The organism is Xenorhabdus entomophaga (assembly GCF_037996725.1).
In the GTDB taxonomy this organism is placed as follows: domain Bacteria; phylum Pseudomonadota; class Gammaproteobacteria; order Enterobacterales; family Enterobacteriaceae; genus Xenorhabdus; species Xenorhabdus khoisanae.
On record NZ_JBBMXH010000008.1, the window covers coordinates 54,576 to 78,993 of the forward strand.

24 protein-coding genes are annotated in these 24,418 nt (G+C 45.2%); 3 read left to right on the forward strand and 21 right to left on the reverse strand.

Annotation, left to right across the window (positions count from 1 at the left end):
• Positions 1-61: 61 nt before the first annotated feature.
• The 16 genes from rpoB to fkpA all read right to left on the reverse strand — a co-directional run bounded on the left by rpoB (position 62) and on the right by fkpA (position 16,036).
• The gene (gene rpoB, locus AAC854_RS02815) at positions 62-4,090 is read right to left on the reverse strand and encodes a DNA-directed RNA polymerase subunit beta (protein WP_340615804.1); all 4,029 of its coding nucleotides are present in this window, start codon (positions 4,088-4,090) and stop codon (positions 62-64) included.
• A 340-nt stretch (positions 4,091-4,430) separates the two neighbouring features.
• Entirely contained in the window at positions 4,431-4,796 is a 366-nt protein-coding gene (rplL, locus tag AAC854_RS02820) for a 50S ribosomal protein L7/L12 (RefSeq protein WP_045959641.1), read from the reverse strand.
• A gap of 64 nt (positions 4,797-4,860) precedes the next feature.
• Positions 4,861-5,358: a 50S ribosomal protein L10 gene (rplJ, locus tag AAC854_RS02825; protein ID WP_047962536.1), complete on the reverse strand. Its 498-nt coding sequence runs from the start codon at positions 5,356-5,358 to the stop codon at positions 4,861-4,863.
• 352 nt (positions 5,359-5,710) lie between these two features.
• Positions 5,711-6,412: a 50S ribosomal protein L1 gene (gene rplA / locus AAC854_RS02830; protein ID WP_340615805.1), complete on the reverse strand. Its 702-nt coding sequence runs from the start codon at positions 6,410-6,412 to the stop codon at positions 5,711-5,713.
• 3 nt (positions 6,413-6,415) lie between these two features.
• Positions 6,416-6,844 (reverse strand): 50S ribosomal protein L11, encoded by a 429-nt coding sequence (gene rplK / locus AAC854_RS02835; protein ID WP_038237931.1) that lies wholly within the window; start codon positions 6,842-6,844, stop codon positions 6,416-6,418.
• Positions 6,845-7,053: 209 nt separating this feature from the next.
• Positions 7,054-7,599: a transcription termination/antitermination protein NusG gene (gene nusG / locus AAC854_RS02840; RefSeq protein ID WP_340615806.1), complete on the reverse strand. Its 546-nt coding sequence runs from the start codon at positions 7,597-7,599 to the stop codon at positions 7,054-7,056.
• Positions 7,600-7,602: 3 nt separating this feature from the next.
• A complete protein-coding gene (gene secE / locus AAC854_RS02845; protein WP_047962539.1) occupies positions 7,603-7,986 on the reverse strand; it encodes a preprotein translocase subunit SecE in 384 nt (127 codons plus the stop codon).
• Positions 7,987-8,354: 368 nt separating this feature from the next.
• Complete coding sequence (gene tuf, locus AAC854_RS02850; RefSeq protein WP_340615807.1) at positions 8,355-9,539, reverse strand: elongation factor Tu; 1,185 nt, start codon at positions 9,537-9,539, stop codon at positions 8,355-8,357.
• 69 nt (positions 9,540-9,608) lie between these two features.
• Positions 9,609-11,717, reverse strand: a complete 2,109-nt coding sequence (gene fusA / locus AAC854_RS02855) for an elongation factor G (protein ID WP_340615808.1) — start codon at positions 11,715-11,717, stop codon at positions 9,609-9,611.
• A 93-nt stretch (positions 11,718-11,810) separates the two neighbouring features.
• The gene (gene rpsG, locus AAC854_RS02860; protein WP_047964733.1) at positions 11,811-12,281 is read right to left on the reverse strand and encodes a 30S ribosomal protein S7; all 471 of its coding nucleotides are present in this window, start codon (positions 12,279-12,281) and stop codon (positions 11,811-11,813) included.
• Between the two features lie 98 nt (positions 12,282-12,379).
• Positions 12,380-12,754, reverse strand: a complete 375-nt coding sequence (rpsL, locus tag AAC854_RS02865; RefSeq protein WP_045973006.1) for a 30S ribosomal protein S12 — start codon at positions 12,752-12,754, stop codon at positions 12,380-12,382.
• Positions 12,755-12,920: 166 nt separating this feature from the next.
• Positions 12,921-13,208 (reverse strand): sulfurtransferase complex subunit TusB, encoded by a 288-nt coding sequence (gene tusB / locus AAC854_RS02870; protein WP_340615809.1) that lies wholly within the window; start codon positions 13,206-13,208, stop codon positions 12,921-12,923.
• A gap of 19 nt (positions 13,209-13,227) precedes the next feature.
• Positions 13,228-13,587, reverse strand: coding sequence for a sulfurtransferase complex subunit TusC (tusC, locus tag AAC854_RS02875; protein ID WP_340615810.1), 360 nt, complete (start codon positions 13,585-13,587; stop codon positions 13,228-13,230).
• A gap of 15 nt (positions 13,588-13,602) precedes the next feature.
• Positions 13,603-13,998 carry a sulfurtransferase complex subunit TusD gene (gene tusD / locus AAC854_RS02880; protein WP_340615811.1) on the reverse strand — a complete coding sequence of 132 codons (396 nt, stop codon included), beginning with the start codon at positions 13,996-13,998 and terminating at the stop codon, positions 13,603-13,605.
• Entirely contained in the window at positions 13,998-14,735 is a 738-nt protein-coding gene (locus AAC854_RS02885) for a helix-turn-helix transcriptional regulator (protein WP_340615812.1), read from the reverse strand. The genes tusD and AAC854_RS02885 overlap by 1 nt, the downstream gene beginning before the upstream one ends.
• Before the next feature lie 536 nt (positions 14,736-15,271).
• Positions 15,272-16,036, reverse strand: a complete 765-nt coding sequence (gene fkpA / locus AAC854_RS02890) for an FKBP-type peptidyl-prolyl cis-trans isomerase (protein ID WP_340615813.1) — start codon at positions 16,034-16,036, stop codon at positions 15,272-15,274.
• Between the two features lie 247 nt (positions 16,037-16,283).
• On the opposite strand from fkpA, the gene AAC854_RS02895 reads away from it, so the two are divergent.
• Positions 16,284-16,502 carry a SlyX family protein gene (locus tag AAC854_RS02895; RefSeq protein WP_099114148.1) on the forward strand — a complete coding sequence of 73 codons (219 nt, stop codon included), beginning with the start codon at positions 16,284-16,286 and terminating at the stop codon, positions 16,500-16,502.
• 126 nt (positions 16,503-16,628) lie between these two features.
• Here AAC854_RS02895 and slyD read toward each other — a convergent pair whose 3' ends face one another.
• From slyD to kefG, 4 genes are all read right to left on the reverse strand, one after another.
• Entirely contained in the window at positions 16,629-17,162 is a 534-nt protein-coding gene (slyD, locus tag AAC854_RS02900; RefSeq protein ID WP_340615814.1) for a peptidylprolyl isomerase, read from the reverse strand.
• A gap of 172 nt (positions 17,163-17,334) precedes the next feature.
• Complete coding sequence (locus tag AAC854_RS02905) at positions 17,335-17,538, reverse strand: YheV family putative zinc ribbon protein (protein ID WP_047964741.1); 204 nt, start codon at positions 17,536-17,538, stop codon at positions 17,335-17,337.
• 14 nt (positions 17,539-17,552) lie between these two features.
• The gene (gene kefB / locus AAC854_RS02910) at positions 17,553-19,376 is read right to left on the reverse strand and encodes a glutathione-regulated potassium-efflux system protein KefB (protein WP_340615821.1); all 1,824 of its coding nucleotides are present in this window, start codon (positions 19,374-19,376) and stop codon (positions 17,553-17,555) included.
• A gap of 2 nt (positions 19,377-19,378) precedes the next feature.
• The gene (gene kefG / locus AAC854_RS02915) at positions 19,379-19,939 is read right to left on the reverse strand and encodes a glutathione-regulated potassium-efflux system ancillary protein KefG (protein WP_340615815.1); all 561 of its coding nucleotides are present in this window, start codon (positions 19,937-19,939) and stop codon (positions 19,379-19,381) included.
• A 173-nt stretch (positions 19,940-20,112) separates the two neighbouring features.
• Here kefG and AAC854_RS02920 point away from each other — a divergent pair, with 173 nt between their 5' ends.
• Positions 20,113-22,068 (forward strand): ABC transporter ATP-binding protein, encoded by a 1,956-nt coding sequence (locus AAC854_RS02920; protein ID WP_340615816.1) that lies wholly within the window; start codon positions 20,113-20,115, stop codon positions 22,066-22,068.
• A gap of 214 nt (positions 22,069-22,282) precedes the next feature.
• Here AAC854_RS02920 and AAC854_RS02925 read toward each other — a convergent pair whose 3' ends face one another.
• Positions 22,283-23,173, reverse strand: coding sequence for a LysR family transcriptional regulator (locus AAC854_RS02925; RefSeq protein ID WP_340615817.1), 891 nt, complete (start codon positions 23,171-23,173; stop codon positions 22,283-22,285).
• A gap of 1,014 nt (positions 23,174-24,187) precedes the next feature.
• Here AAC854_RS02925 and AAC854_RS02930 point away from each other — a divergent pair.
• Positions 24,188-24,418, forward strand: a 231-nt coding sequence (locus AAC854_RS02930) for an IS630 transposase-related protein (protein WP_340615818.1), incomplete at its 3' end; no start/stop codon positions are given.

Here is a 24,418-nt window from a genome sequence, read left to right on the forward strand (position 1 = left end):
GTAAACTGCCCGGCTTTTTATGCTTCAACATAAAGCCGGGCAGTACCAGCGGGAAAACAATTTATTCGTCTTCCAGCTCGATGTTGATACCCAACGAACGGATTTCTTTCAGCAATACGTTGAAAGATTCCGGCATGCCTGGTTCCATCTGGTGGTTACCATCCACGATGTTTTTATACATCTTGGTACGACCGTTAACATCGTCGGATTTAACGGTGAGCATTTCTTGCAGGGTGTACGCAGCACCGTATGCTTCCAATGCCCACACTTCCATCTCACCGAAACGCTGACCACCGAACTGAGCCTTACCACCCAGCGGCTGCTGAGTAACCAGGCTGTAAGAACCGGTAGAACGGGCGTGCATCTTGTCATCAACCAAGTGGTTCAATTTCAGCATGTACATGTAACCAACGGTTACTTGACGCTCGAATTGTTCACCAGTACGGCCGTCGAACAGTGTGATCTGACCGGAAGTCGGCAAGCCACCCAATTTCAGCAGCTCTTTGATTTCGGTTTCTTTAGCACCGTCAAAGACTGGTGTTGCGATTGGCATACCTTTTCTCAGGTTTTCTGCCAGACGCATCACTTCTTCGTCAGAGAAGGTATTCAAGTCAACTTTCTGACGAGTATCGTCACCCAGATCATAAGCTTTCTGGATAAATTCACGCAGCTTGGCAACTTCCTGCTGTTGTTTCAGCATTGCATTGATCTTGTCACCAATGCCTTTTGCCGCCATACCCAAGTGAGTTTCCAGAATCTGACCGATGTTCATACGTGATGGTACGCCCAGCGGGTTCAGTACGATGTCAACAGGAGTACCGTTTTCATCGTAAGGCATGTCTTCGATCGGGTTGATCTTGGAGATAACACCTTTGTTACCGTGACGACCTGCCATCTTGTCACCAGGCTGGATTTGACGTTTCACCGCCAAATACACTTTGACAATTTTCAGTACGCCCGGTGCCAGATCGTCACCTTGTGTGATCTTACGACGTTTAGCATCCAGTTTTTTCTCGAACTCTGCTTTCAGTTCGTCATACTGTTCTGCCAACTGCTCCAGCTGATTTTGTTTTTCTTCATCAGCCAGACCCAGTTCCAACCAACGTTGGCGAGGCAGTTTGCTGAGTTTTTCTGCTTCAATACCACCTGCAACCAGTACAGAGTGAATACGAGCAAACAAGCCAGCTTCGAAAATTTGCAGTTCTTCTGTCAGGTCTTTCTTCGCCTCACGCAACTGCATCTCTTCGATTTCTAACGCACGCTTGTCTTTTTCTACGCCATCACGGGTAAAGACCTGTACGTCGATAACAGTACCGGAAACGCCGTTTGGTACGCGCAGAGAAGAGTCTTTAACATCAGACGCTTTCTCACCGAAGATCGCACGCAGCAATTTTTCTTCTGGAGTCAGCTGAGTTTCACCTTTTGGCGTCACTTTACCAACCAGAATGTCGCCGCCTTTCACTTCTGCACCGATATAAACGATACCGGATTCGTCCAGCTTAGACAGCGCAGCTTCACCCACGTTAGGGATGTCAGCCGTAATCTCTTCAGGCCCCAGTTTGGTGTCACGGGACACACAAGCCAGTTCTTGAATGTGAATCGTTGTGAAACGGTCTTCCTGAACAACACGCTCAGATACGAGGATGGAGTCCTCGAAGTTATAACCATTCCATGGCATGAACGCCACGCGCATGTTCTGACCCAGCGCCAATTCACCCAAGTCGGTGGATGGGCCATCAGCCAGTACGTCACCACGCTCTACCAATTCGCCCAGAGAAACACATGGCATCTGATTGATACAGGTGTTCTGGTTAGAACGGGTATATTTGGTCAGGTTATAGATATCAATGCCCGCTTCACCCGCGTACATTTCATCTTCGTTAACCTTGATAACGATACGAGATGCGTCAACGTACTGAACCATACCACCGCGTTTAGCAACAGAGGTTACACCAGAGTCAACTGCTACCGCGCGTTCCATACCTGTTCCGACCAGCGGCTTGTCAGCGCGCAGTGTTGGAACCGCCTGACGTTGCATGTTCGCACCCATCAATGCACGGTTGGCGTCATCGTGTTCAAGGAATGGGATCAGGGAAGCACCGACGGACACGATCTGTTGTGTCGAAACGTCCATGTACTGAACCTGATCACGGTTGAACAAGCTGGATTCATCGTAATGACGGCAAGTTACCAATTCTTCAACGAAGTGGCCTTCTTCATCCAATACGGTGTTAGCCTGTGCAATAACGTAGTTACCTTCTTCGATCGCAGACAGGTAGTGAATTTCATCGGTCACTACACCATCACGAACCAAGCGGTAAGGGGTTTCAAGGAAACCATACTCATTGGTACGCGCATAAACGGACAATGAGTTAATCAAACCGATGTTTGGACCTTCAGGCGTTTCGATTGGACATACACGACCGTAGTGAGTCGGGTGTACGTCTCGAACTTCAAAGCCTGCACGTTCACGAGTCAAACCACCCGGACCCAACGCAGAAATACGGCGTTTGTGGGTAATTTCAGACAGTGGGTTGTTCTGGTCCATGAACTGGGATAGCTGGCTGGAACCAAAGAACTCTTTCACCGCCGCAGAAATTGGCTTGGCGTTGATCATGTCCTGTGGCATCAGAGTGTCCAGATCGCCCAGAGACAGACGCTCTTTCACTGCGCGCTCTACACGAACCAAACCTACACGGAACTGGTTTTCAGCCATTTCACCGACAGAACGGATACGACGGTTGCCCAAGTGGTCGATATCATCGACTTCACCTTTACCGTTACGGATATCGATGAGCTTCTTCATCACGTCAATGATGTCTTCTTTGCTCAGGATACCGGAACCTTCAATCTGATCGCGATCCAAAGAACGGTTGAACTTCATACGACCAACCGCAGACAGATCATAACGATCTTCAGAGAAGAACAGGTTCTCAAACAGGTTTTCTGCAGCTTCTCGTGTTGGTGGTTCACCCGGACGCATCATGCGATAGATTTCAACCAGTGCGCTCAGGCGATCGTTGGTTGGGTCAACACGCAGAGTTTCGGAAATGTATGCACCGTGATCCAGATCGTTGGTAAACAGGGTCTCGATAGATTTGTGACCGGACTGGCTCAGACGCGCCAGTAGATCCAAAGAGAGTTCCATGTTAGCCACACAGATGATTTCACCTGTGTTCTGGTCGATGTAGTCTTTTGCTACAACTTTACCCGCGATATATTCGACAGGCACCTCAATGCGGTCTACCTGATCTTTTTCTAACTGGCGGATATGACGAGCAGTAATACGACGGCCTTTTTCAACATAGACCTTGCCGTTCGCTTCAATATCAAATGAAGCAGTCTCGCCACGCAGACGTTCTGGAACCAGCGTCATCTGCAATTTGTTGTCGCGAATTTCGAAAACAGTTTTGTTGAAGAACAGATTCAGGATGTCTTCAGTAGAGTAATCCATCGCGCGCAGAATAATCGAAGCCGGCAGTTTACGGCGGCGGTCGATACGCACAAACAAGTTATCTTTTGGATCAAATTCGAAGTCCAGCCATGAACCACGGTAAGGGATGATACGTGCATTATACAGTACCTTACCGGATGAATGGGTTTTACCCTTATCGCTGTCAAAGAAAACGCCTGGGCTACGGTGCAACTGAGATACGATAACGCGCTCAGTACCGTTGATAACGAAAGTACCGTTATCAGTCATGAGTGGAATTTCACCCATGTAGACTTCTTGTTCTTTGATGTCTTTGACTGTGCCTTCTGGCGCTTCGCGCTCATAGATCACCAGACGCAGTTTAACGCGCAACGGTGCGGAGAAAGTCACACCACGGATCTGACATTCTTTAACATCAAAAACAGGTTCGCCAAGACGGTAGCTTACATATTGCAGCTCAGAATTGCCGCTGTAACTCTGAATTGGGAACACAGAACGGAAGGCCGCTTCCAGTCCATTCTGGCCTTCAGGATCTTGCTCGATAAACTTCTGGAACGAGTCAAGTTGGATAGAAAGAAGGTATGGAACATCCAAAACTTGTGGACGTTTACCAAAATCCTTACGAATACGTTTTTTCTCGGTATAGGAGTAAACCATAGGGTTCCTCAGCTCGCTGACAAGTGACCCACTCTGTCCGCCCTTAAGGACAGCACGCTGCAACACTATTTTTTTCGAACAGAAAATAGAATATTTTCCGTAATACCCATTACTATTACTCTTAAATCATTTCATTGCGTTACCTTACTACCGAGCTACCCGAGTGGATCGTAGCTGAGAACGCAGTATATTAAGTCGTCAATAGGAAGAAGTATTTTGGGTTAATTAGTAGCCAAACAGTGTGAAATGCTACTAACTCCCTACAGCGCAAAAAGGCTGGCGATTAAAAAATCGCCAGCCGCCAGCCTTAAAAAATCAGGCTGCGAACTTCAAACTGATCTTACTTGATCTCAACAGAAGCACCAGCTTCTTCCAGAGATTTTTTCAGAGCTTCAGCGTCGTCTTTGCTGATGGCTTCTTTCAGTGCTGCTGGTGCGCTTTCAACCAGGTCTTTAGCTTCTTTCAGACCCAGGCCAGTTGCGCCACGTACTGCTTTGATTACAGCAACTTTGTTTGCGCCAACGCCAGTCAGGATTACGTCGAATTCAGTTTTTTCTTCAACTGCTTCAGCAGCACCACCAACTACAGCAACAGCTGCAGCAGCAGAAACGCCGAATTTCTCTTCCATCATGCTGATCAGTTCAACAACGTCCATTACAGACATTTCTGCAACTGCGTCCAGAATTTGTTCTTTAGTGATAGACATAACAATGTGTTCCTAAAATTCAGAAAAAGTTTATACGTTAAAAAGCAACGAAGGAAATAGGCTATTAAGCAGCTTCTTTCTGATCGCGTAGTGCAGCCAGAGTGCGAACCAGTTTGCCTGCAGAGGCTTCTTTCATGGTTGCCATCAGGCGTGCGATTGCTTCATCGTAAGTTGGGAGTGTTGCCAGACGATCGATATTTGATCCTGGGATGAACTCACCTTCAAAGGCTGCTGCTTTAATCTCGAATGCTGGGTTCGCTTTCGCGAAATCTTTGAACAGACGAGCTGCTGCGCCCGGATGTTCGTTAGAAAAAGCAATCAAGGTTGGACCAACAAACGCTTCTTTCAGGCACTCGAACTCAGTACCTTCAACAGCACGACGCATCAGGGTGTTACGAACAACACGCATGTAAACGCCAGCTTCGCGACCTGCTTTACGCAGTTCAGTCATTTTATCTACGGTAACGCCACGAGAATCCGCAACAACCGCAGACAGCGCGCCTTTGGCTACTTCGCTGACTTCAGCAACAATCGCTTGTTTGTCTTGAAGATTTAGTGCCATTAGCTTCTTGCTCCTGGATTAACCGGGAAAACCCGGAACTCACTTCACTCAAGGCACAAAATGTGCCTGAGCGCTAAAACACGGTGAGCAGAATCCAGAAAATAAATTTCATTTGGCTCTGTCACCGTCTACGCAGGATATTAAGTAAGTAAATTATTTCTACGTACTTACGCCTGCGGTCTTGGACGGGGCTTGGATTAGGGCCAAGCTCCAACCGAAAACTTGTTATTTGCCGATATTACCTTATTTTTCAAAAGCTGAGTGTCATTACACACCCTATCAGACAAATTTTAAGCGTCAGATTTTAGACAAATCTGACGCTAAGGTAAAGCGTTATTCTCAGCTTAAATAATTAAACTGAAGCGCTCAGACCAGACTGGTCGATCGCAACACCTGCACCCATGGTAGTAGACAGGCTAACTTTCTTGATGTAAACGCCTTTAGCAGAAGATGGCTTAGCTTTTTTCAGCGCAACCAGCAGAGCTTCCAGGTTTTCTCTCAGTTTGTCAGATTCGAAGTCAACTTTACCGATGGTAGTGTGGATGATACCGTTCTTGTCGTTACGGTAACGAACCTGACCTGCTTTAGCGTTTTGTACAGCTTCAGCAACGTTAGGAGTTACAGTACCAACTTTCGGGTTTGGCATCAGACCACGTGGGCCCAGGATTTGGCCCAGTTGGCCAACAACGCGCATTGCATCTGGAGATGCGATAACTACGTCGAAGTTCATCTCGCCTTTCTTAATCATCTCAGCCAGATCTTCCATACCTACCAGTTCAGCGCCAGCAGCTTTAGCCGCTTCAGCATTTGCGCCCTGAGTAAATACAGCAACACGTACTGAACGACCGGTACCGTGTGGCAGTACAGTTGCGCCACGAACGTTCTGGTCAGATTTACGAGCATCGATGCCAAGATTAACAGCTACGTCAACGCTTTCTACAAACTTAGCAGTAGCCAGTTCTTTCAGCAGAGCAACAGCTTCGTTGATTTCGTATTGTTTAGTTGCATCAACTTTTTCACGAATAGTGCGCATGCGCTTGGTCAGTTTAGCCATTGATTAACCCTCCACTACCAGGCCCATGGAACGAGCAGTACCTTCGATTGAACGCATCATCGCGTCAACGTCAGCACCAGTCATGTCCGCAGCTTTAGTTTCAGCAATTTCACGAATTTGAGCGCTGGTTACTTTACCAACTTTGTCTTTGTTCGGTTTGCCAGAACCAGATTTAACGCCTGCTGCTTTTTTCAGCAGAACAGCCGCTGGTGGGGTTTTGGTAACGAAAGTGAAAGAACGGTCTGCATAAACAGTAATAACAACTGGAATTGGCAGGCCTTTTTCAATGCTTTCAGTTTTAGCATTGAACGCTTTACAGAATTCCATGATGTTAACACCCTGTTGACCCAGAGCTGGACCAACTGGTGGGCTTGGGTTAGCCATACCCGCTGCAACTTGCAGCTTAACGTAGGCTTGTACTTTCTTAGCCATTATATTTCCTCTATGTGGGTCTTATCGCCTCAAAATGAGGCTCCCCTGACGATTTAGGCCCCGTCAAAAGACCAGGCCACTTAAAACATTACCTTGTTTATCCAGGAGGCATCATCTAATAAATAATACCCGGATAAAAAACAAAAGGCGCGAAATTGTATGCTAATTTCACACCCTTTGCAAGCGAGCCCGCTTATTTAAGCATCAAATCAGGCTTTCTCTACCTGACTGAAATCCAGCTCGACTGGTGTAGCACGACCGAAGATAGAAACCGAAACTTTCAAGCGGCTCTTCTCGTAATCGACTTCTTCCACTACACCATTGAAGTCTGCAAACGGGCCATCGCTGACACGAACCATTTCGCCGGGTTCGAACAACGTTTTTGGCCGTGGCTTATCACCAACTTGCTGAAGACGATTCATAATCGCATCAACTTCTTTATCGCTAATTGGTGCCGGACGGTCAGACGTGCCGCCGATAAAACCCATTACGCGAGGTACACTACGAACCAAATGCCAGCTTGCATCGTTCATTACCATCTGTACCAAGACATAGCCGGGGAAGAATTTACGTTCGCTTTTACGGCGTTGGCCACTGCGGATCTCAACAACTTCTTCTGTCGGCACCATAACTTCACCGAAAGAATCTTCCATATCCTGTAATTTGATATGCTCACGCAGAGATTGAGCGACACGACCTTCAAACCCAGAAAATGCCTGTATGACATACCAACGCTTTTTTGGGGATTCAGACATTTTTTAAAACCTCAGGCCTGTAATAAATGAAACTAAACGCACCAGTATACCATCCAATCCCCACAAAATCAGGGACATGACAGCCGTCACAGCCGCAACAATCAGAGTTGTATGCAGCGCTTCCTGGCGAGTTGGCCAAATGACTTTCCGCATTTCAATGCGGGCTTCACGGGCAAATGCTAACGCAGATTTACCTTTCACAGTCCACAATGCAGCTGCTCCTGCAAGGGCAACAATAGCAACGACGGCTATCGCGCGCAGAGGCAGGTTATACTCTCGGTAATAATAATTACCCACAATAGCAACCACCAGCAGCACTGCTACCAATAGCCACTTTGCTATATCAAGACCACGCCCGCTTTCTTGAGCATCGCTATTCGCACTCATAAACCAACCTGTAACTCTATGTAAGTAACTATGATGAAAATAGATAGCCAGCTTGCCTCGCAAGAGCAAAACAAATCAGACCGAACCCAAAGATAATTGTATCTGACTCGGCGCCATAATTCAGTAGGACTTTCTTATCATTATGATCTTTAAGCCCATCCGTTGTATCAGAGCCTATCTCACCAATAGTTAAGAATAGCAATCAAATGACGATTTATCTTGCCATTAGACAATTATTAATGAACAACTATTGATGAGATAGGTTCTTCTTAAGACAATGTTTTAAAACTCGCGCTAAAATTTAGTCTTAAGACAACGTATAAAAAGGGCATCTGTCGATGCCCTTCCAAATGAACACATTAAATGAATTATGCGATCACTTTAGCAACAACACCAGCACCTACAGTACGGCCGCCTTCACGGATTGCGAAACGCAGACCTTCGTCCATTGCGATTGGCGCAATCAGGTTAACTACCATGTTGATGTTGTCACCTGGCATTACCATCTCTACGCCTTCTGGCAGTTCGATAGTACCGGTTACGTCAGTTGTACGGAAGTAGAACTGTGGACGGTAACCTTTGAAGAATGGAGTATGACGGCCACCTTCATCTTTGCTCAGGATATACACTTCAGATTCGAACTGAGTGTGTGGGTGGATAGAACCTGGCTTCGCCAGAACCTGACCACGCTCAACGTCATCACGCTTAGTACCACGCAGCAGAACACCCACGTTCTCACCCGCACGGCCTTCGTCCAGCAGTTTGCGGAACATTTCAACGCCGGTACAAGTTGTTTTAGTGGTTTCTTTGATACCCACGATTTCGACTTCGTCACCCACTTTAACGATACCACGCTCTACACGACCGGTAACTACGGTACCACGGCCGGAGATGGAGAATACGTCTTCGATTGGCAGCAGGAATGGCTTGTCAATGTCACGCTCTGGTTCTGGGATGTAGTTATCCAGTGCTTCAGCCAGTTCGATGATTTTCGCTTCCCACTCTGCTTCGCCTTCCAGCGCTTTCAGAGCAGAACCACGGATGATTGGCGTGTCGTCGCCTGGGAAATCGTACTGAGACAGCAGCTCACGTACTTCCATTTCTACCAGTTCCAGCAGCTCTTCATCATCAACCATGTCACATTTGTTCAGGAATACGATGATGTATGGAACGCCTACCTGACGACCCAGCAGGATGTGCTCACGAGTCTGTGGCATTGGGCCATCAGTTGCAGCAACAACCAGGATCGCGCCGTCCATCTGAGCAGCACCGGTGATCATGTTTTTCACATAGTCGGCGTGGCCTGGGCAGTCAACGTGCGCGTAGTGGCGAGTTGGGGTATCGTATTCTACGTGAGAAGTAGAGATGGTGATACCACGTGCTTTTTCTTCTGGTGCGTTATCGATCTGGTCGAAAGCACGAGCGCTACCGCCGTAAGTTTTCGCCAGAACAGTGGTGATTGCAGCAGTCAGGGTAGTTTTACCGTGGTCAACGTGACCGATAGTACCAACGTTAACGTGCGGTTTTGAACGTTCAAACTTTTCTTTAGACACGACTCTATTCCTTAATACCGCTCCCCCATCACAGAGAGGAGGGAGCTAAAAGATAGTAAACTCGAAAACTTATCTAGATTTACGAGCTTCGATAATAGCCTGAGCGACGTTGCTCGGCGCTTCGTTGTACTTCAAGAACTCCATGGAGTAAGAAGCACGACCTTGGGTCTGAGAACGCAGGTCAGTAGCATAACCAAACATTTCAGACAATGGTACTTGAGCACGAACAATTTTGCCCGTAGCTACATCATCCATACCATCGATCATACCACGGCGACGGTTCAAGTCACCGATGACGTCACCCATATAGTCTTCTGGTGTTTCCACTTCAACTTTCATGATAGGTTCCAGCAGAACTGGTTTCGCTTTCATGAAGCCTTCTTTAAATGCCATGGATGCAGCAATTTTAAAGGCGATTTCTGAGGAGTCAACGTCATGGTAAGAACCATCGAACAAGGCAACTTTAACGTCAACGATTGGATAACCAGCCAGAACACCGCCCTTCAGCTGTTCCTGAACGCCTTTGTCAACGCCTGGGATGTATTCTTTAGGAACAACACCACCAACGATTTCGTTTGCGAATTCGTAACCAGCACCACCTGCTTCCAGAGGCTCGATACGTAGCCAAACGTGACCGTACTGACCGCGACCACCGGACTGTTTAGCGTGTTTACCTTCCTGCTCAACAGAAGAGCGGATAGTTTCACGATAAGCAACCTGAGGTTTACCGACGTTCGCTTCCACGTTGAATTCACGACGCATACGGTCAACCAGAACGTCAAGGTGCAGCTCACCCATACCTGCAATGAGAGTCTGACCAGTCTCTTCATCACTGCTTACGCGGAATGATGGGTCTTCCTGAGCCAAACGACCTAAAGCGATACCCATTTTTTCTTGGTCAGCTTTAGTTTTTGGTTCGATAGCAACAGAGATAACTGGCTCTGGGAATTCCATGCGCTCCAGAATGATTGGAGAGGTCATGTCACAGAGAGTATCACCTGTAGTCACATCTTTCAGGCCGATCGCAGCGGCGATGTCGCCTGCACGGACTTCTTTAATTTCTTCACGTTTGTTGGCGTGCATCTGAACGATACGGCCAAAACGTTCTTTCTTGTCTTTTATCGGGTTCAGTACGGTGTCACCAGAGTTAACAACACCAGAGTAAACACGGAAGAACGTCAGGTTACCCACGAATGGGTCAGTAGCGATTTTGAACGCCAGAGCAGAGAATGGCTCTTCATCGCTGGAGTGACGTTCTGCTGGAGTATCTTTACCGTCTGGCAGCATACCTTTGATGGATTCAACATCAGTTGGTGCTGGCAGGTAATCGATAACTGCATCCAGCATTGCCTGAACACCTTTGTTCTTAAATGCAGAACCACAGGTAACCAGGATAATTTCGTTAGCCAGAACGCGTTTACGCAGAGCTACTTTGATTTCTTCTTCAGTCAGCTCTTCACCGCCCAGATATTTGTCCATCAGGTCTTCTGATGCTTCTGCAGCGGATTCAACCAGATTCTGGTGCCATTCTTCAGCCAGTTCAAGCATGTCAGCCGGGATATCTTCATAAGTGAAGGTAGTGCCCTGATCAGTTTCGTTCCAGTTGATTGCTTTCATTTTCAGCAGGTCAACAACACCGGTGAAGGTATCTTCAGCACCGATTGCCAGTTGAAGTGGAACTGGGTTAGCAGCCAGACGAGTTTTGATCTGCTCAACAACGCGCAGGAAGTTCGCACCCATACGGTCCATTTTGTTAACGAACGCGATACGTGGAACCTTATATTTGTTAGCCTGACGCCATACAGTCTCAGACTGAGGCTGAACACCACCAACTGCACAGTAAACCATGACTGCGCCGTCAAGAACACGCATGGAACGTTCTACTTCGATGGTGAAGTCAACGTGTCCTGGGGTGTCGATGATGTTGATGCGGTGTGGTTCATACTGTTTAGCCATACCAGACCAGAATGCAGTAGTCGCAGCAGACGTGATGGTAATACCACGTTCCTGTTCCTGCTCCATCCAGTCCATAGTTGCAGAACCTTCGTGAGTTTCACCGATTTTATGGTTTACGCCTGTGTAAAACAGAATACGTTCTGTTGTCGTGGTTTTACCGGCGTCGATGTGCGCACTGATACCGATATTGCGGTAACGCGCTATAGGTGTTTTACGAGCCATTTTTTCCTCTCTCGTGGGCGTTCAATTCAGAGAACGGGTAGCAAAGTCGCTACCCAGAACATATTCACAGCCGTTGGGTTACAAAAAAATGGATTACCAACGGTAGTGTGCGAACGCCTTGTTAGCTTCTGCCATACGGTGAACGTCTTCACGTTTCTTCACAGCAGCGCCTTTGTTTTCAGCCGCATCAGATAATTCATTCGCCAGGCGCAAAGCCATCGATTTATCACCGCGTTTACGAGCAGCATCAACGATCCAACGCATTGCCAGAGCATTACGACGAACCGGACGAACTTCAACTGGAACCTGATAAGTAGAACCACCAACACGGCGGGACTTAACTTCCACAGTCGGGCGCACGTTATCCAGTGCCAGCTCGAATGCTTCCAGATGATTTTTACCAGAACGCTGAGCCAGGGTCTCAAGCGCACCATATACAATTGCTTCTGCGACAGACTTCTTACCGTCTACCATCAGGATATTCACAAATTTGGCCAGCAGTTCAGATCCGAACTTTGGATCTGGCAGAATTTTACGTTGACCAATTACACGACGACGTGGCATGGAAATACTCCGTTTCGAATTTCAGGGTTGTCCAAAACTCTACGAGTTTATTTTGACATTTAAGTGAAAAAGGTTTGGCCTTACTTAACGGAGAACCATTAAGCCTTTGGCTTCTTCACACCGTACTTAGAACGACCTTGTTTACGGTCTTTAACACCTGCACAGTCCAGTGCACCGCGAACAGTGTGGTAACGCACACCTGGCAAGTCTTTAACACGACCGCCACGGATCAGGATAACGGAGTGTTCCTGCAGGTTGTGGCCTTCACCACCGATGTAGGAAGAAACTTCGAAACCGTTAGTCAAACGCACACGACATACTTTACGCAGTGCGGAGTTTGGTTTTTTAGGAGTGGTGGTATATACACGAGTACATACGCCACGTTTTTGCGGGCAAGCTTCCAGAGCAGGAACGTTGCTTTTCACAACTTTCGAGCTACGAGATTTGCGAACCAGCTGGTTAATAGTTGCCATTATTAAAAAAGCTCCTGGTTTTTTGCTTCGTAAACACGGATTTTACCCTCTCGCAGCCATAATGACAAAACGAGAGGACGCGGAATTTTATTGCTGACTTGACGAGGTGTCAAGAAATATACAGTTTTTCTATGCTGGCAAAATAGCTGAAAAGCGCAATTCATATTTACCAGGCAAAATTTTGCTGATGTTTGACCGTTAAGCTAACAAAGCCTCTATAATCAACCACCTTTACACGGTCTGAAATCTGTTCAAACAGCCCCCGTGCGTCCAGATCTTCCTTTAAGGCATAAATGCCCGCTCCGCTACGGAGCAACTCAGCCAAATAACGATTCTCACTGATACCCAGCAACACGCCATTTTGAATTAGCAGAACATCATCGGTATCCGATACAAGGCCAAGCATTGCATTGAAGTCATCATGGTAAGGTGAGCGACTGACAGTATATAACATGTTACCTGCCTACAATAGATTAAAATTTCAACACAACATCATAACCCGCCAGCATTTCTCGTATGGCGACTGCGGAGAGAAATTCAGCCTCCAGCACAAAATTGCTTGCAGGATTTCCTCCCCGAATCACCAAATCATCAAGGCAGATATAACATTTATCAATGTCATAGAGGGGCAGGATCTTAAATGTTGAAATATAGTCACGAGCCAGAATTTTATCCGGGTGCTGATTGGGCAGTAACTGAAACACACCATCAGAAATAAAAAATACACCGATCTGCTCAGTTAATGCTGATGTCGCGAGCAACGCATCCAGCCCTTCCCTGCCGGCGGAAGAGCCATGGGGAGCTTCGGTAAAAACAAAAGCTATCTTTTTCATCAATACCCATGCCCCCTAAAATTGTATTACGCGGTCACACAGCATCATGGCTTCTGCCAGTGATCCCAGCCCACTGAGTTCAAATCCATCTGCCAGATTTGCAACAGGAAGATTCAATTCACTGGCTTGCTGTTCGTCTGCAACCCCACGCCGCAATGCAGCCGCAACGCAAATAAACAGATTGAACTGATGCCGGACTGCCAATGCCTGCCAGGCCCTGACCAAATCAAATTCATCATTGGCGGGGGCGACCAATTGATTACCATTTTGGATGCCTTCGCGATAAAAAAACACGCTATGCAGTTTATGTCCGGCGGCAATCAACGCCTGAGCAAACTGATAGGCGCTGCTGGCTTGCTGAGTACCGTAAGCTGGCCCTGTGACCAGCAGGCAATAAGACAGTGACGACATTACTTCTCCGAACTAACGCATTCACCATTTTTAAACTGGCGAATATAGAGGTATACCGTATGCTTGGAGATATTCAAACGATCAGCGACTTGGTTAATGGCATCCTTAATATCAAAAATACCTTTCTCATAAAGGTTAAGCACTACCTGTCTGTTTTTCGCATTATTGGAAACATTGCGATCAGCATTCACTTCTTCAATCGTGAATTCCAAAGTCTGTGCAACCAAATCATCCACGGAAGAAGCAAAGTTAACGTTTGAAGCAACTTCACGGGTCTTTTCTGGAATAAAGGTTTGGATAATTTGCGAGAAAGGTACATCCAGATTCATATTGATACACAAAAGACCAATAACCCGACGATGGCGGTTGCGAATGGCAATTGTGATGGATTTCATCAAAGAACCACTTTTTGCCCGCGTGAAATACGCCTTGGAAACACTACAGTCTTCATCTGTAATGTCATGCAGCATCCGCAATGCCAAATCAGTAATCGGGGAACCGATTTTACGACCAGTATGTTCCCCATTGGCTATTCTGACAGCTGAACATTTAAGGTCTTCCAGTGAATGAAGAACTATTTCGCAATGCCCACCAATCAACATAGCCAGGCCATCAACAGCAGCTTCGTAAGAATTTAAAATTTCATGATCCGTTTCACTAAACGGTTGGTTTTCTAGTAAATCAATATCACTGTTATCAGTAGATATGTTATCACCGGTTAATAGCGGGGTAGACATGTAATACACCATCCTTCAAGCTAAGACTTTGCCTCACCAAAAATATCAGGGCGAGATTTATTATAAAATCACATTACTGCAACTCAGGCTTATCTCAATAGTTACCTACTGTTGCAGGCAATTTGAATACGGACTACATAGAAACCGGAGCGTACACGAAGTACATGGAAATTTCGAGTACAGCCCAAATCCAAAATGGCAAATAAAATAGCCATATGAAACAAGCCCTAAACAGAAAGCATTTAAAATATCTCTATTCTATTCAGAATAATGACGTTAAAACCACATTGAATTGACGTCAAGCTGTTGCTGAGTATACCTCAGGGGTCTATCACAGCTTTATAGCTGAATATGACTCAGATATTTTATTTAATTCTCCGGAAAATAATAAGCAACAAATTCATTTTTCTTTATTCATGCTTATTACTAATCAAATAGAGGTAAATACCAGCAGTAAATCGAAAGGTGAAAGATAAACTTGATAAAACAGGGGCCATTAAGCCCCTGTCTATGTAATGCCTTAATTATTAGGGGGATTATTTTGCCTTGGCAGCCGGTTTAATATCCAGTAATTCAACATCAAAAACTAAAGTGGAGTTAGCCGGGATCTTAGGTAAACTTGCCTGACCGTAAGCCAAGTCAGGTGGAATAACCAATGTGATTTTTCCGCCTTTTTTCACATGCTGCAAACCTTCTTTCCAGCCTGGGATCACACTGTCCAAACGAATTGACAGAGGCTCTTTGCGCTCATATGAGCTATCAAAAACCTGACCATCAATCAAAGCACCTTTATAGTTAACAACCACTGTGTCGCTTTCTTTAGGTGTTGTACCCGTTCCTGCTTTTTCAACTTTGTAGAGAAGCCCGGATCTAGTCTTGATTACGCCGGCTTTCTTAGCGAACTCTTCACGGTACTTATCCCCTTTCTCACCATTTTCACCGGCTTCTTTCTCTGCTTTAGCCCGGGCGGCCTCTTTCACTTTAGATTCAAAAGAAAGCAGAGTTTCCTGAATTTCCTCATCCGTCAGCTTACTTTTACTATTTAAAGCATCCTCAACACCCGCCAGCAATTGCGCTTTTTCTATATTGATGCCAAGCGTTTTCTGCTCTTTTAATGAGTTTGCCATGTAGCTACCCAGAGAAGCCCCCAGAGCATAAGAATTTTGCTGCTCTACCGTTTTAAACGCACTATTCAGTTTTACTTCGCTTTTGGTTTCTGTATTAGCAGCCAAGGCCTGAGGTACACTAAATGCAAGTGCCAGAGTTGTTGCCAGCAGAGATGTTTTAAACAATGATTTCATCCTATTCTCCAATAAATTTGGGTGGGTTCACCGTTAGTACAGTTACACATCACATTTACTATAACTGCCCACGGAAACCAATGACAATATTTGCTATGCCTTGATCTGAAAATCATTAAGACAACATTAATGTGAAGAAATTTCGTGAAATCCTCTTTCACCGGATATTTTGAGTATTATAGTGCCAACCGGAACAAAATGATCGCTTCGTCATGTTATTAATTACCCAGAAGCAGGAGGAAAAATAATGGAATTATCCGAAGTTGAACAAAGATTTGAACAGCTGGAAACGAAACTGGCCTATCAGGAAGCCACTATTGAAGAGTTAAATCAAGAAGTTAGAAAACAGCAGATAGAAACTGAGCAGTTGAAAGAACAACTTCGGTTAATGGCGGATCGTCTGAAAACCCACCAGACATCGATCATTGCGCCACTTTCAGAAGAAACGCCTCCTCCACATTATTAACACTATTCCTGACATTACTCGCCTGATAGTCCGGGGCAGTATCGGCCAGGGAAGGCTGAAGGATCAGATAAAAAAGAGAAGCCCAAACCGCGCTTCCCTTTTTCTGCTAATTCAGCCTGAGCAAAATTAGTGGCAACCACCGCCACAGCATCCGTGATCACCGTGATCGTGATCATGGTGATGATCGTGATCACCCTGACCATGTACATGGCCATGTGCTAATTCTTCTTCGGTTGCGTCACGAACCGCTACAATCTCAACATTGAATTTCAGGTTTTGACCAGCCAGCATGTGGTTTGCATCAACAACAACTTCATCGCCTTCCACTGCGGTAATTTCTACCGGGATAGGTCCCTGATCGGTATCTGCCAGAAAACGCATGCCAACCTGAACATCCTCAACGCCAACAAACACCTCTTTTGGTGCACGCTGAACCAGATTCTCATCATACTGACCGTAGGCATCATCAGCTTCTACACTGACATCAAAACGTTCACCCGCCTCACGACCTTCAAGGGCTTTCTCCAACCCGCTGATCAGAGAACCATGGCCATGCAGATAGTCTAACGGTGCGCTCACCGGGGACTCATCAACTAAAACACCATCTTCTGTTCTTACTTGATAAGCCAGGCTGACCACCAAGTCTTTTGCTACTTTCATGACAACTCCTACATACCCGAAGGGAAAAACCCGTGAGGGAAAGTTTTTACAACTCAAAAAATGCTGGCAATTGTAACGGAATTCTACGCCCCTGTACCTATCGACGGCAAAATTTATCCACAATTTATTGCTTATACATTTAGTTACTGTTGTTCACCGTATTTACGATTATTCATTGTGGTGTAAAAATGCCAATAACCTGTTCCTGCTCCCTGACATGGGAAGTGACAGCTTCATCGGTTTGCCTCTGCGTATGACCACAATGGATACATTCTACGATATCAACCTTATTTTCCTGCCACATAGCCAACGTATCCTGTGACTGGCATTTCGGACAAACTGCCCCTGCAATAAAACGCTTACGACTGGTTGACATAATTCCCCCCAACGCTATTCATTTTCATCCCATCCTTCCGGCTGGCGACGCTCATTAATCATTTCCCGTTCAAACAATTCTTCCAATTCCCTGCGAGCTTCTTTGACGCGGGATATTTGTGCTACATCCCCATGCAGATGCGGCATCAGTTCACGTAACATACGTATATCCAAGCGCCGGAAATGCTGCTGTGCGCGATGTGCCTGATGTGGATGCATACCCAGCCTAATCAGTACCTTCCGCCCCAATTCCAATGCACTGGAAAATGTTTCCCGATTAAAATCTTTCACGCCACTTTGCAACAGTTCATGGGCTTCGAGACGCCCCCTTGCACGTGCAAGAATATTCAGGTGAGGAAAATGCTTCTGGCACAAATGGACGATCGCCATCGTATTTTCCGGTTCGTCACTGGTAATGACAATCGCCCTGGCTTTGGCAGCTCCCGCTGAACGCAACAGCGCCAGTTCGCTCGCATCGCCATAATACACCTTATAGCCATAACGTCGCATGGTACTGATTGCACTCACTTCACGTTCCAATACTGTGGTGCGGATTTTATTCGCCATCAACAAACGCCCGACCACTTGCCCGAAGCGTCCAAACCCCACCAAAATCACCTGTGGATTATTATCTTCCACAAATGGCTGTTCATGATGTTCATCCGGTGAATTATGCCCTTCCTGTTCGTTATATCGGCGCGCCAGCATGCTTTCAATCAACTGCATTACCAAGGGTGTTGTCATCATTGATAATGTCACCACAACCAACAGGAGTGATATCTGATTCTGATCCAACACGCCCTGCCCTAGCGCGGCAGAAAATAAGACGAATGCAAATTCGCCTCCCTGACTGAGTACGCCGGAGAATTGTACGCTCGATGATTTTTTTAAACCGGATATTCTGCCGATAATATAAAGTATGAGGCCCTTTATCAGCACCAAACCTGTGACACTGAGCAAGACACTAACCAGATGAGTCAGTAAGACTCCCATATTGAGAGACATACCGACAGAAATAAAAAATAACCCGAGCAACAATCCCTTGAAGGGTTCAATGGAGATCTCCAGTTCGTGGCGATATTCGCTATCTGCTAACAAGACACCGGCAATGAAAGTACCGAGCGCCATTGAAAACCCCAACGTCTCCATAAAAATCGCCGCCCCCAATACAACCAGCAATGAAGCGGCGGTAAACATCTCCCTGACACCTGATTTCACCACTAAGCGAAACAGGGGACGCAGCAAATATCTGCCTCCCAGCAACATACCGGCGAAAGCCGCAATTTTCAGTCCAATGCGATACCAGTCACTGGAACCAGATCCTCCAGCCAGTAATGGGATCATCGCCAAAGCGGGGATGACTGCCATATCCTGAAACAGCAGAATGGAAAAACCGAGCTGCCCGCCTTCATTATTGGTCATTCCCTTCTCTTTCATCAATTGCAGCGACATCGCAGTGGATGACATCGCAAGACCAACACCGCCAATAACCGCAGCCTGCCATGAAAAATTCATCAGACAAAGAAAGGAGGCCAGTACCAGCGCAGTGAATGTTACCTGTGCTGTACCAGCGCCAAAAATCGAGCGCCTGAGTTGCCAGAGTTTTGCAGGATTTAACTCAAGGCCGATAATGAACATCAGGAAAACCACGCCAAGTTCAGAGAAATGCAGGATCTCATCAACATCCTTGATAAACCCCAGCCCCCACGGGCCAAGTGCGATTCCTGCAATGAGATAGCCTAATATGGCCCCAATTTTGAATTTTTGGGCGAGGGGAACAGCCACAACAGCAGCAAATAAAAACAGTGTTCCGGCGCTTAACAGCGCTGAAGTCTCCATGGTCATAGTCCTCCCAAAGACAATGGCGCTTTCAGCCATTCCCGATAAGCATCCGCATGACTCACGAGAGCTTCGGGCCGTTGGCGTCTGGCACTGTAAACTATCATTGGTGATAACCAATGCATCTGGCACATTAATGCCGTCAATTCAAAAGGACGGAGAATCTCTTCCAACGGATAAAGATTATATCCCCCTCTCTGGTAAGCACCTTTCGGTTCCCCTGTCGTGATGACAGAGCGCCAGTATTTTCCTCTCAACGCATGTTCAGCCCCGCTGACAAAATCCCGGTTCAATACGCGATCCATCCACTCTTTTAATAACGCAGGGCAACTATAAGTATACAGAGGATGCTGGAATACAATAATTTTGTGCTCACGCAGCAATTTTTGCTCCCAGGCTACATCAATAAAAAAATCGGGGTAACAGCCATAGAGATCGTGAATCGTGACATGTTCCAACGCGGGAACAGGCTCCAACAAAACCTTATTGGCAACTGAATTCAGAGGTTCAGGATGGGTATATAACAGCAACACTTTAGGCGGCAATACGCTAGGCGATAACATCAATCCCCCTAAGACGTGTCAGGACACATATTTTCCGCTACCATGCACGTCAAGCTATCAAATTGAATACATATACCCGATAGATTTCGATTGCGGCTCACAAGACAGCAAATTGAAAGATGAAGGATATAAACCTAATTATTAACTTAACACATTATATATAGACAACATCTATGATTGTTTTCTCTTCACTGCAAATCCGCCGTGGCATTCGTATCCTGCTGGACAATGCTAATGCAACCATCAACCCCGGCCAGAAAGTAGGATTAGTGGGCAAGAATGGTTGTGGTAAATCTACCCTGCTCGCACTACTGAAAGATGAACTTCAGGCAGAGAATGGTTCCGTCACATTTCCCAATAACTGGTCACTGGCTTGGGTAAATCAGGAAACGCCCGCTCTGGAAACGCCAGCACTGGAATATGTGATTGATGGCGACCGTGAATTCCGGCAACTGGAACAAAAACTACAAATCGCCAACGAACAGAATGACGGTCACGCTATCGCCCATCTTCATGGCTTGCTTGATACTATTCAGGCATGGACAATCCGGGCCAGAGCTGCCAGCCTATTGCACGGTTTGGGTTTTTCTCCGGCACAGCTGGAACAGCCAGTCCGGTCATTCTCTGGCGGCTGGCGCATGCGCCTCAATCTGGCACAGGCTCTGATTTGTCGTTCCGACTTGCTGTTGCTCGATGAACCGACCAACCACCTTGATCTGGATGCGGTCATCTGGCTGGAAAAGTGGCTGAAAAATTATACCGGAACCTTGATCCTGATTTCCCACGATCGGGATTTCCTCGATCCGATCATTGATAAAATTCTGCACATTGAGCAACAGGATCTGTACGAATATACGGGGAACTACACCTCTTTCGAACGGCAACGCGTCGCCAAACTTGCCCAGCAACAGGCGCTATACCAAAGCCAGCAAGAAAAAGTGGCTCATTTGCAGAGCTATATTGACCGCTTTCGCGCCAAAGCCACCAAAGCGAAGCAGGCACAAAGCCGCATCAAGATGCTGGAACGTATGGAGCTTATCGCCCCTGCTCATGTTGATAATCCCTTCCATTTCAGTTTCCGCCAACCGGATAGCCTGCCTAATCCACTTTTGAACATGGAAAAAGTCAGTGCCGGATACGGCGACAAAACCATCCTGAATTCGATCAAATTAAACCTCGTACCGGGTTCACGTATCGGCTTATTGGGCCGCAATGGTGCGGGGAAATCCACGCTGATCAAACTGCTGGCAGGCGAACTTGCGCCACAGCAAGGAGAAATTGCCTTATCAAAAGGCATCAAGCTGGGATACTTCGCACAGCACCAGTTGGAATACCTGCGCGCAGACGAATCGCCGTTGCAGCATTTAGCCCGAATCGCGCCACAAGAGGCAGAGCAACAACTGCGGGATTATCTTGGTGGATTTGGCTTTAAAGGCGATCAGGTGACTGATCCAAGCGGACGTTTTTCCGGTGGTGAAAAAGCCCGTCTGGTATTAGCGCTCATTGTCTGGCAGCGCCCGAACTTGCTTCTGCTTGATGAACCGACCAACCATCTTGATCTCGACATGAGACAGGCTCTGACGGAAGCACTTATTGATTTCGAAGGTGCGCTGGTCGTCGTATCGCATGACAGGCATTTACTGCGCTCCACAACGGACGAGCTTTATCTGGTGCATGATGGTGCAGCAGAGCCTTTCACGGGTGATTTAGAAGATTACCAGCAGTGGCTGACTGAACTGCAACGCCAACAAATGCGTGACAGTCAGGAAAAAGAAAAAGCTGATGCCGACACTTTAGTGAATGGAACTGCAAATTACAGTGCTCAAGAGCGTAAAGATCAAAAACGGCGTGAAGCAGAATTGCGTAACCAAACGCAGCCACTGCGTAAACAGCTTGCCACCCTTGAAAAGCAGATGGAAAAACTCAGCACAGCATTGGCAGATTTGGAAGCGAAGCTATCAGATAACACACTCTATGAAAATGACCGAAAAACTGAACTAACCGAATGTCTGCATCAACAGACACAAACAAAATCTGAATTAGAAAATATCGAGATGGAATGGTTAGATATTCAGGAACAGCTTGAGAAAATGACCGAATTATTTAATGCAAGTCAAAGTGTTAACTAATTTCCTGAGTATAATCGGGCATTGCCATTCAATGCCCGATCACTCCCTATTCTCTTACCCTATTACTCTTTTTCAAACCCTGAAAGTATTATTCTCTACTGACAAAATAAAAATACAAAAATAAGAAAATTTTTAAAAAGTCATACACCAAACTTCATTCTCACAAGAGAATGAATGATGGATATCCGATAGAAAACCACCGTTGCTCATTGGATTATACATCAGCAACCAATGTGGAAAAATTTTCAGCGTCATCAACTAAATGATCATCTATTGATTTTGCCCATACTACTCCAAGGTCAATTTTTTTATCTGTTTCAACAATTTCCAGAAAATTCAGATAATACTCAGGAATAGCACTAATAATCCTCTTAGGCACACAGGTATAGGCACTATTTTTTGTAATCATTTCAATTATCAACATAATATCATTTGTTTTTAATAACAAATTCATATTTTCCCCCGTATAAACAGGAAAAACATTAAGATAATCCGTTAACTCAGCCACCTCTTTTTTTTCTGACGAATTTATCGGAGAAATCCCATTTCCAAGCTTACTTAACGCCGTTCTGAACTTAGATATCAGGTTACTATTTTTTTTGAAGATATAGACTAACCTTTCCGTAAATACCTTTTTCGGTTCCAATGGTGCAATAGATGCCAAAGGCATCACCGCAACATGTAACATCCCTGCGTTCAATAAACTGACCTGTTGTTCAACTGACAGCCCTGTCACAAACGCCAGTACAACATTTCCTTTCTTTTCCATAACCTGCTTCTCTATTTGAGAATAATTATGGATAGGAAAACAGGAACCGATATATAAATGTCTGGTCATATCTTCTTTTGAATCAAAATGAACCTGACTTTTGAAACGTTCATAGTGAGTTAAGAATTTTCTGGCATTTTCCAGCGTCTTATGCCCGAAATCTGTCAATCTTGTTCCATTTGGCCCCCTTGTAAATAGTGAAGCACCAAGAATATCTTCCAACCCGTGTATTTTCTTCGTCAAGGCAGGCTGAGAAAGATAAAGCCTCTCTGAAGCCTTATGATAATTAAGAGTCTCAGCCAAAACGATAAAAGCTTCAAGATTGCGTATATCCATGTTCTTTCGCCCAATGATTGTTAAATAACTACAAAACATTACAGATTCATGGTGATAGCATTTTAACTTCGTGTTTTGCCAAAGGTTTTATCAGGTCAATCGGTCAAAATGTTAACTAATGAAATGTTAGTTAATAAGGATACAATTCGCAAAAGATTTATTATTATGAATTAATTCCATAATAAAATTATTTCAATAAGCAACCAAATTACTCATTTTAGTCATACAAAACAAGATAATCTCTTGTTATCCATAATGCCCAACACGCCTTTTCATTTTTCAAATTACAGCCTTATTGATGATGCTGAAATTTGAAGTGAATTGGGAATACATCATACAAATAAATCCATAACTGATTATTTTATATGTCATACAATTAGGGCTACCACCAGAAACCAAATAATAAGCATCAAGTTATCAGTTGATAACTTTTATTTATTGGTAACCCACTCAAGGCAATACCAAAAAGCATGAAAGTTAAAATATCATATTACGAAACTATTGTGTGAATAATTTAATTAACAAATATAAATAAAAGAATATATGTCTGACTTACTCGTATAACGCAATAAATAGCAGTTAATTCAAATCCATTATATTATTAACAGCTACCTCATTCTTAACTTTTTTGGCTTTTTTAACATTTACTCCCATTGCGTGTTAATAAGGAATTTGTTCAATTTAAAGTATTATATTAAATACAACAATAATGATATCTATCATCATAAAAAGAGTAAAAAAACATCTCGAAGAAAATATAATATCAATAAAATAGCATGTAAAAAGAGGGTATTATAGCGTGTTGTTATTGATGAAATATCCCTACCCTTATTTCAAGTTTTTGATATATAACTTTTCATAATTATGAGAATTTCATATTTCCTATTCCTTTCCAACTATTTGCTGAAGCGGCATTCAAGAAAATCTTAACTCTTTTGATGAGCTGCCACATATAGCAGAATCATACTAATATGTCATAATATCCAAATCCAACATGACAAGGCATAAAGTGAAATGGGTTACAGTTTAGATTTTCGAAAAAGAGTCCTGGCATACAAAGATAAGCATTCGTTGACTTTCGAACAAACGAGTGCCCATTTTGAGATTTCTATTCGTACCCTGTTCCGGTGGAGCCATAAAATAGAACCTTGCATGACGCGTGATAAGCCTCCCATGAAAATTCCTGATGAGGTGCTCATCGCGGATGTCCAAAATTTTCCTGATGACTATCAATGGGAAAGAGCA

Excerpts from the sequence above, each read along its gene's own strand:
- rpoB (WP_340615804.1), bottom strand. The coding sequence starts at position 4,090 with ATGGTTTACTCCTATACCGAGAAAAAACGTATTCGTAAGGATTTTGGT.
- rplL (WP_045959641.1), bottom strand. The coding sequence starts at position 4,796 with ATGTCTATCACTAAAGAACAAATTCTGGACGCAGTTGCAGAAATGTCT.
- rplJ (WP_047962536.1), bottom strand. The coding sequence starts at position 5,358 with ATGGCACTAAATCTTCAAGACAAACAAGCGATTGTTGCTGAAGTCAGC.
- rplA (WP_340615805.1), bottom strand. The coding sequence starts at position 6,412 with ATGGCTAAACTGACCAAGCGCATGCGCACTATTCGTGAAAAAGTTGAT.
- rplK (WP_038237931.1), bottom strand. The coding sequence starts at position 6,844 with ATGGCTAAGAAAGTACAAGCCTACGTTAAGCTGCAAGTTGCAGCGGGT.
- nusG (WP_340615806.1), bottom strand. The coding sequence starts at position 7,599 with ATGTCTGAATCCCCAAAAAAGCGTTGGTATGTCATACAGGCATTTTCT.
- secE (WP_047962539.1), bottom strand. The coding sequence starts at position 7,986 with ATGAGTGCGAATAGCGATGCTCAAGAAAGCGGGCGTGGTCTTGATATA.
- fusA (WP_340615808.1), bottom strand. The coding sequence starts at position 11,717 with ATGGCTCGTAAAACACCTATAGCGCGTTACCGCAATATCGGTATCAGT.
- rpsG (WP_047964733.1), bottom strand. The coding sequence starts at position 12,281 with ATGCCACGTCGTCGTGTAATTGGTCAACGTAAAATTCTGCCAGATCCA.
- rpsL (WP_045973006.1), bottom strand. The coding sequence starts at position 12,754 with ATGGCAACTATTAACCAGCTGGTTCGCAAATCTCGTAGCTCGAAAGTT.
- tusB (WP_340615809.1), bottom strand. The coding sequence starts at position 13,208 with ATGTTATATACTGTCAGTCGCTCACCTTACCATGATGACTTCAATGCA.
- tusC (WP_340615810.1), bottom strand. The coding sequence starts at position 13,587 with ATGAAAAAGATAGCTTTTGTTTTTACCGAAGCTCCCCATGGCTCTTCC.
- tusD (WP_340615811.1), bottom strand. The coding sequence starts at position 13,998 with ATGTCGTCACTGTCTTATTGCCTGCTGGTCACAGGGCCAGCTTACGGT.
- AAC854_RS02885 (WP_340615812.1), bottom strand. The coding sequence starts at position 14,735 with ATGTCTACCCCGCTATTAACCGGTGATAACATATCTACTGATAACAGT.
- fkpA (WP_340615813.1), bottom strand. The coding sequence starts at position 16,036 with ATGAAATCATTGTTTAAAACATCTCTGCTGGCAACAACTCTGGCACTT.
- AAC854_RS02895 (WP_099114148.1), top strand. The coding sequence starts at position 16,284 with ATGGAATTATCCGAAGTTGAACAAAGATTTGAACAGCTGGAAACGAAA.
- slyD (WP_340615814.1), bottom strand. The coding sequence starts at position 17,162 with ATGAAAGTAGCAAAAGACTTGGTGGTCAGCCTGGCTTATCAAGTAAGA.
- AAC854_RS02905 (WP_047964741.1), bottom strand. The coding sequence starts at position 17,538 with ATGTCAACCAGTCGTAAGCGTTTTATTGCAGGGGCAGTTTGTCCGAAA.
- kefB (WP_340615821.1), bottom strand. The coding sequence starts at position 19,376 with ATGGAGACTTCAGCGCTGTTAAGCGCCGGAACACTGTTTTTATTTGCT.
- kefG (WP_340615815.1), bottom strand. The coding sequence starts at position 19,939 with ATGTTATCGCCTAGCGTATTGCCGCCTAAAGTGTTGCTGTTATATACC.
- AAC854_RS02920 (WP_340615816.1), top strand. The coding sequence starts at position 20,113 with ATGATTGTTTTCTCTTCACTGCAAATCCGCCGTGGCATTCGTATCCTG.
- AAC854_RS02925 (WP_340615817.1), bottom strand. The coding sequence starts at position 23,173 with ATGGATATACGCAATCTTGAAGCTTTTATCGTTTTGGCTGAGACTCTT.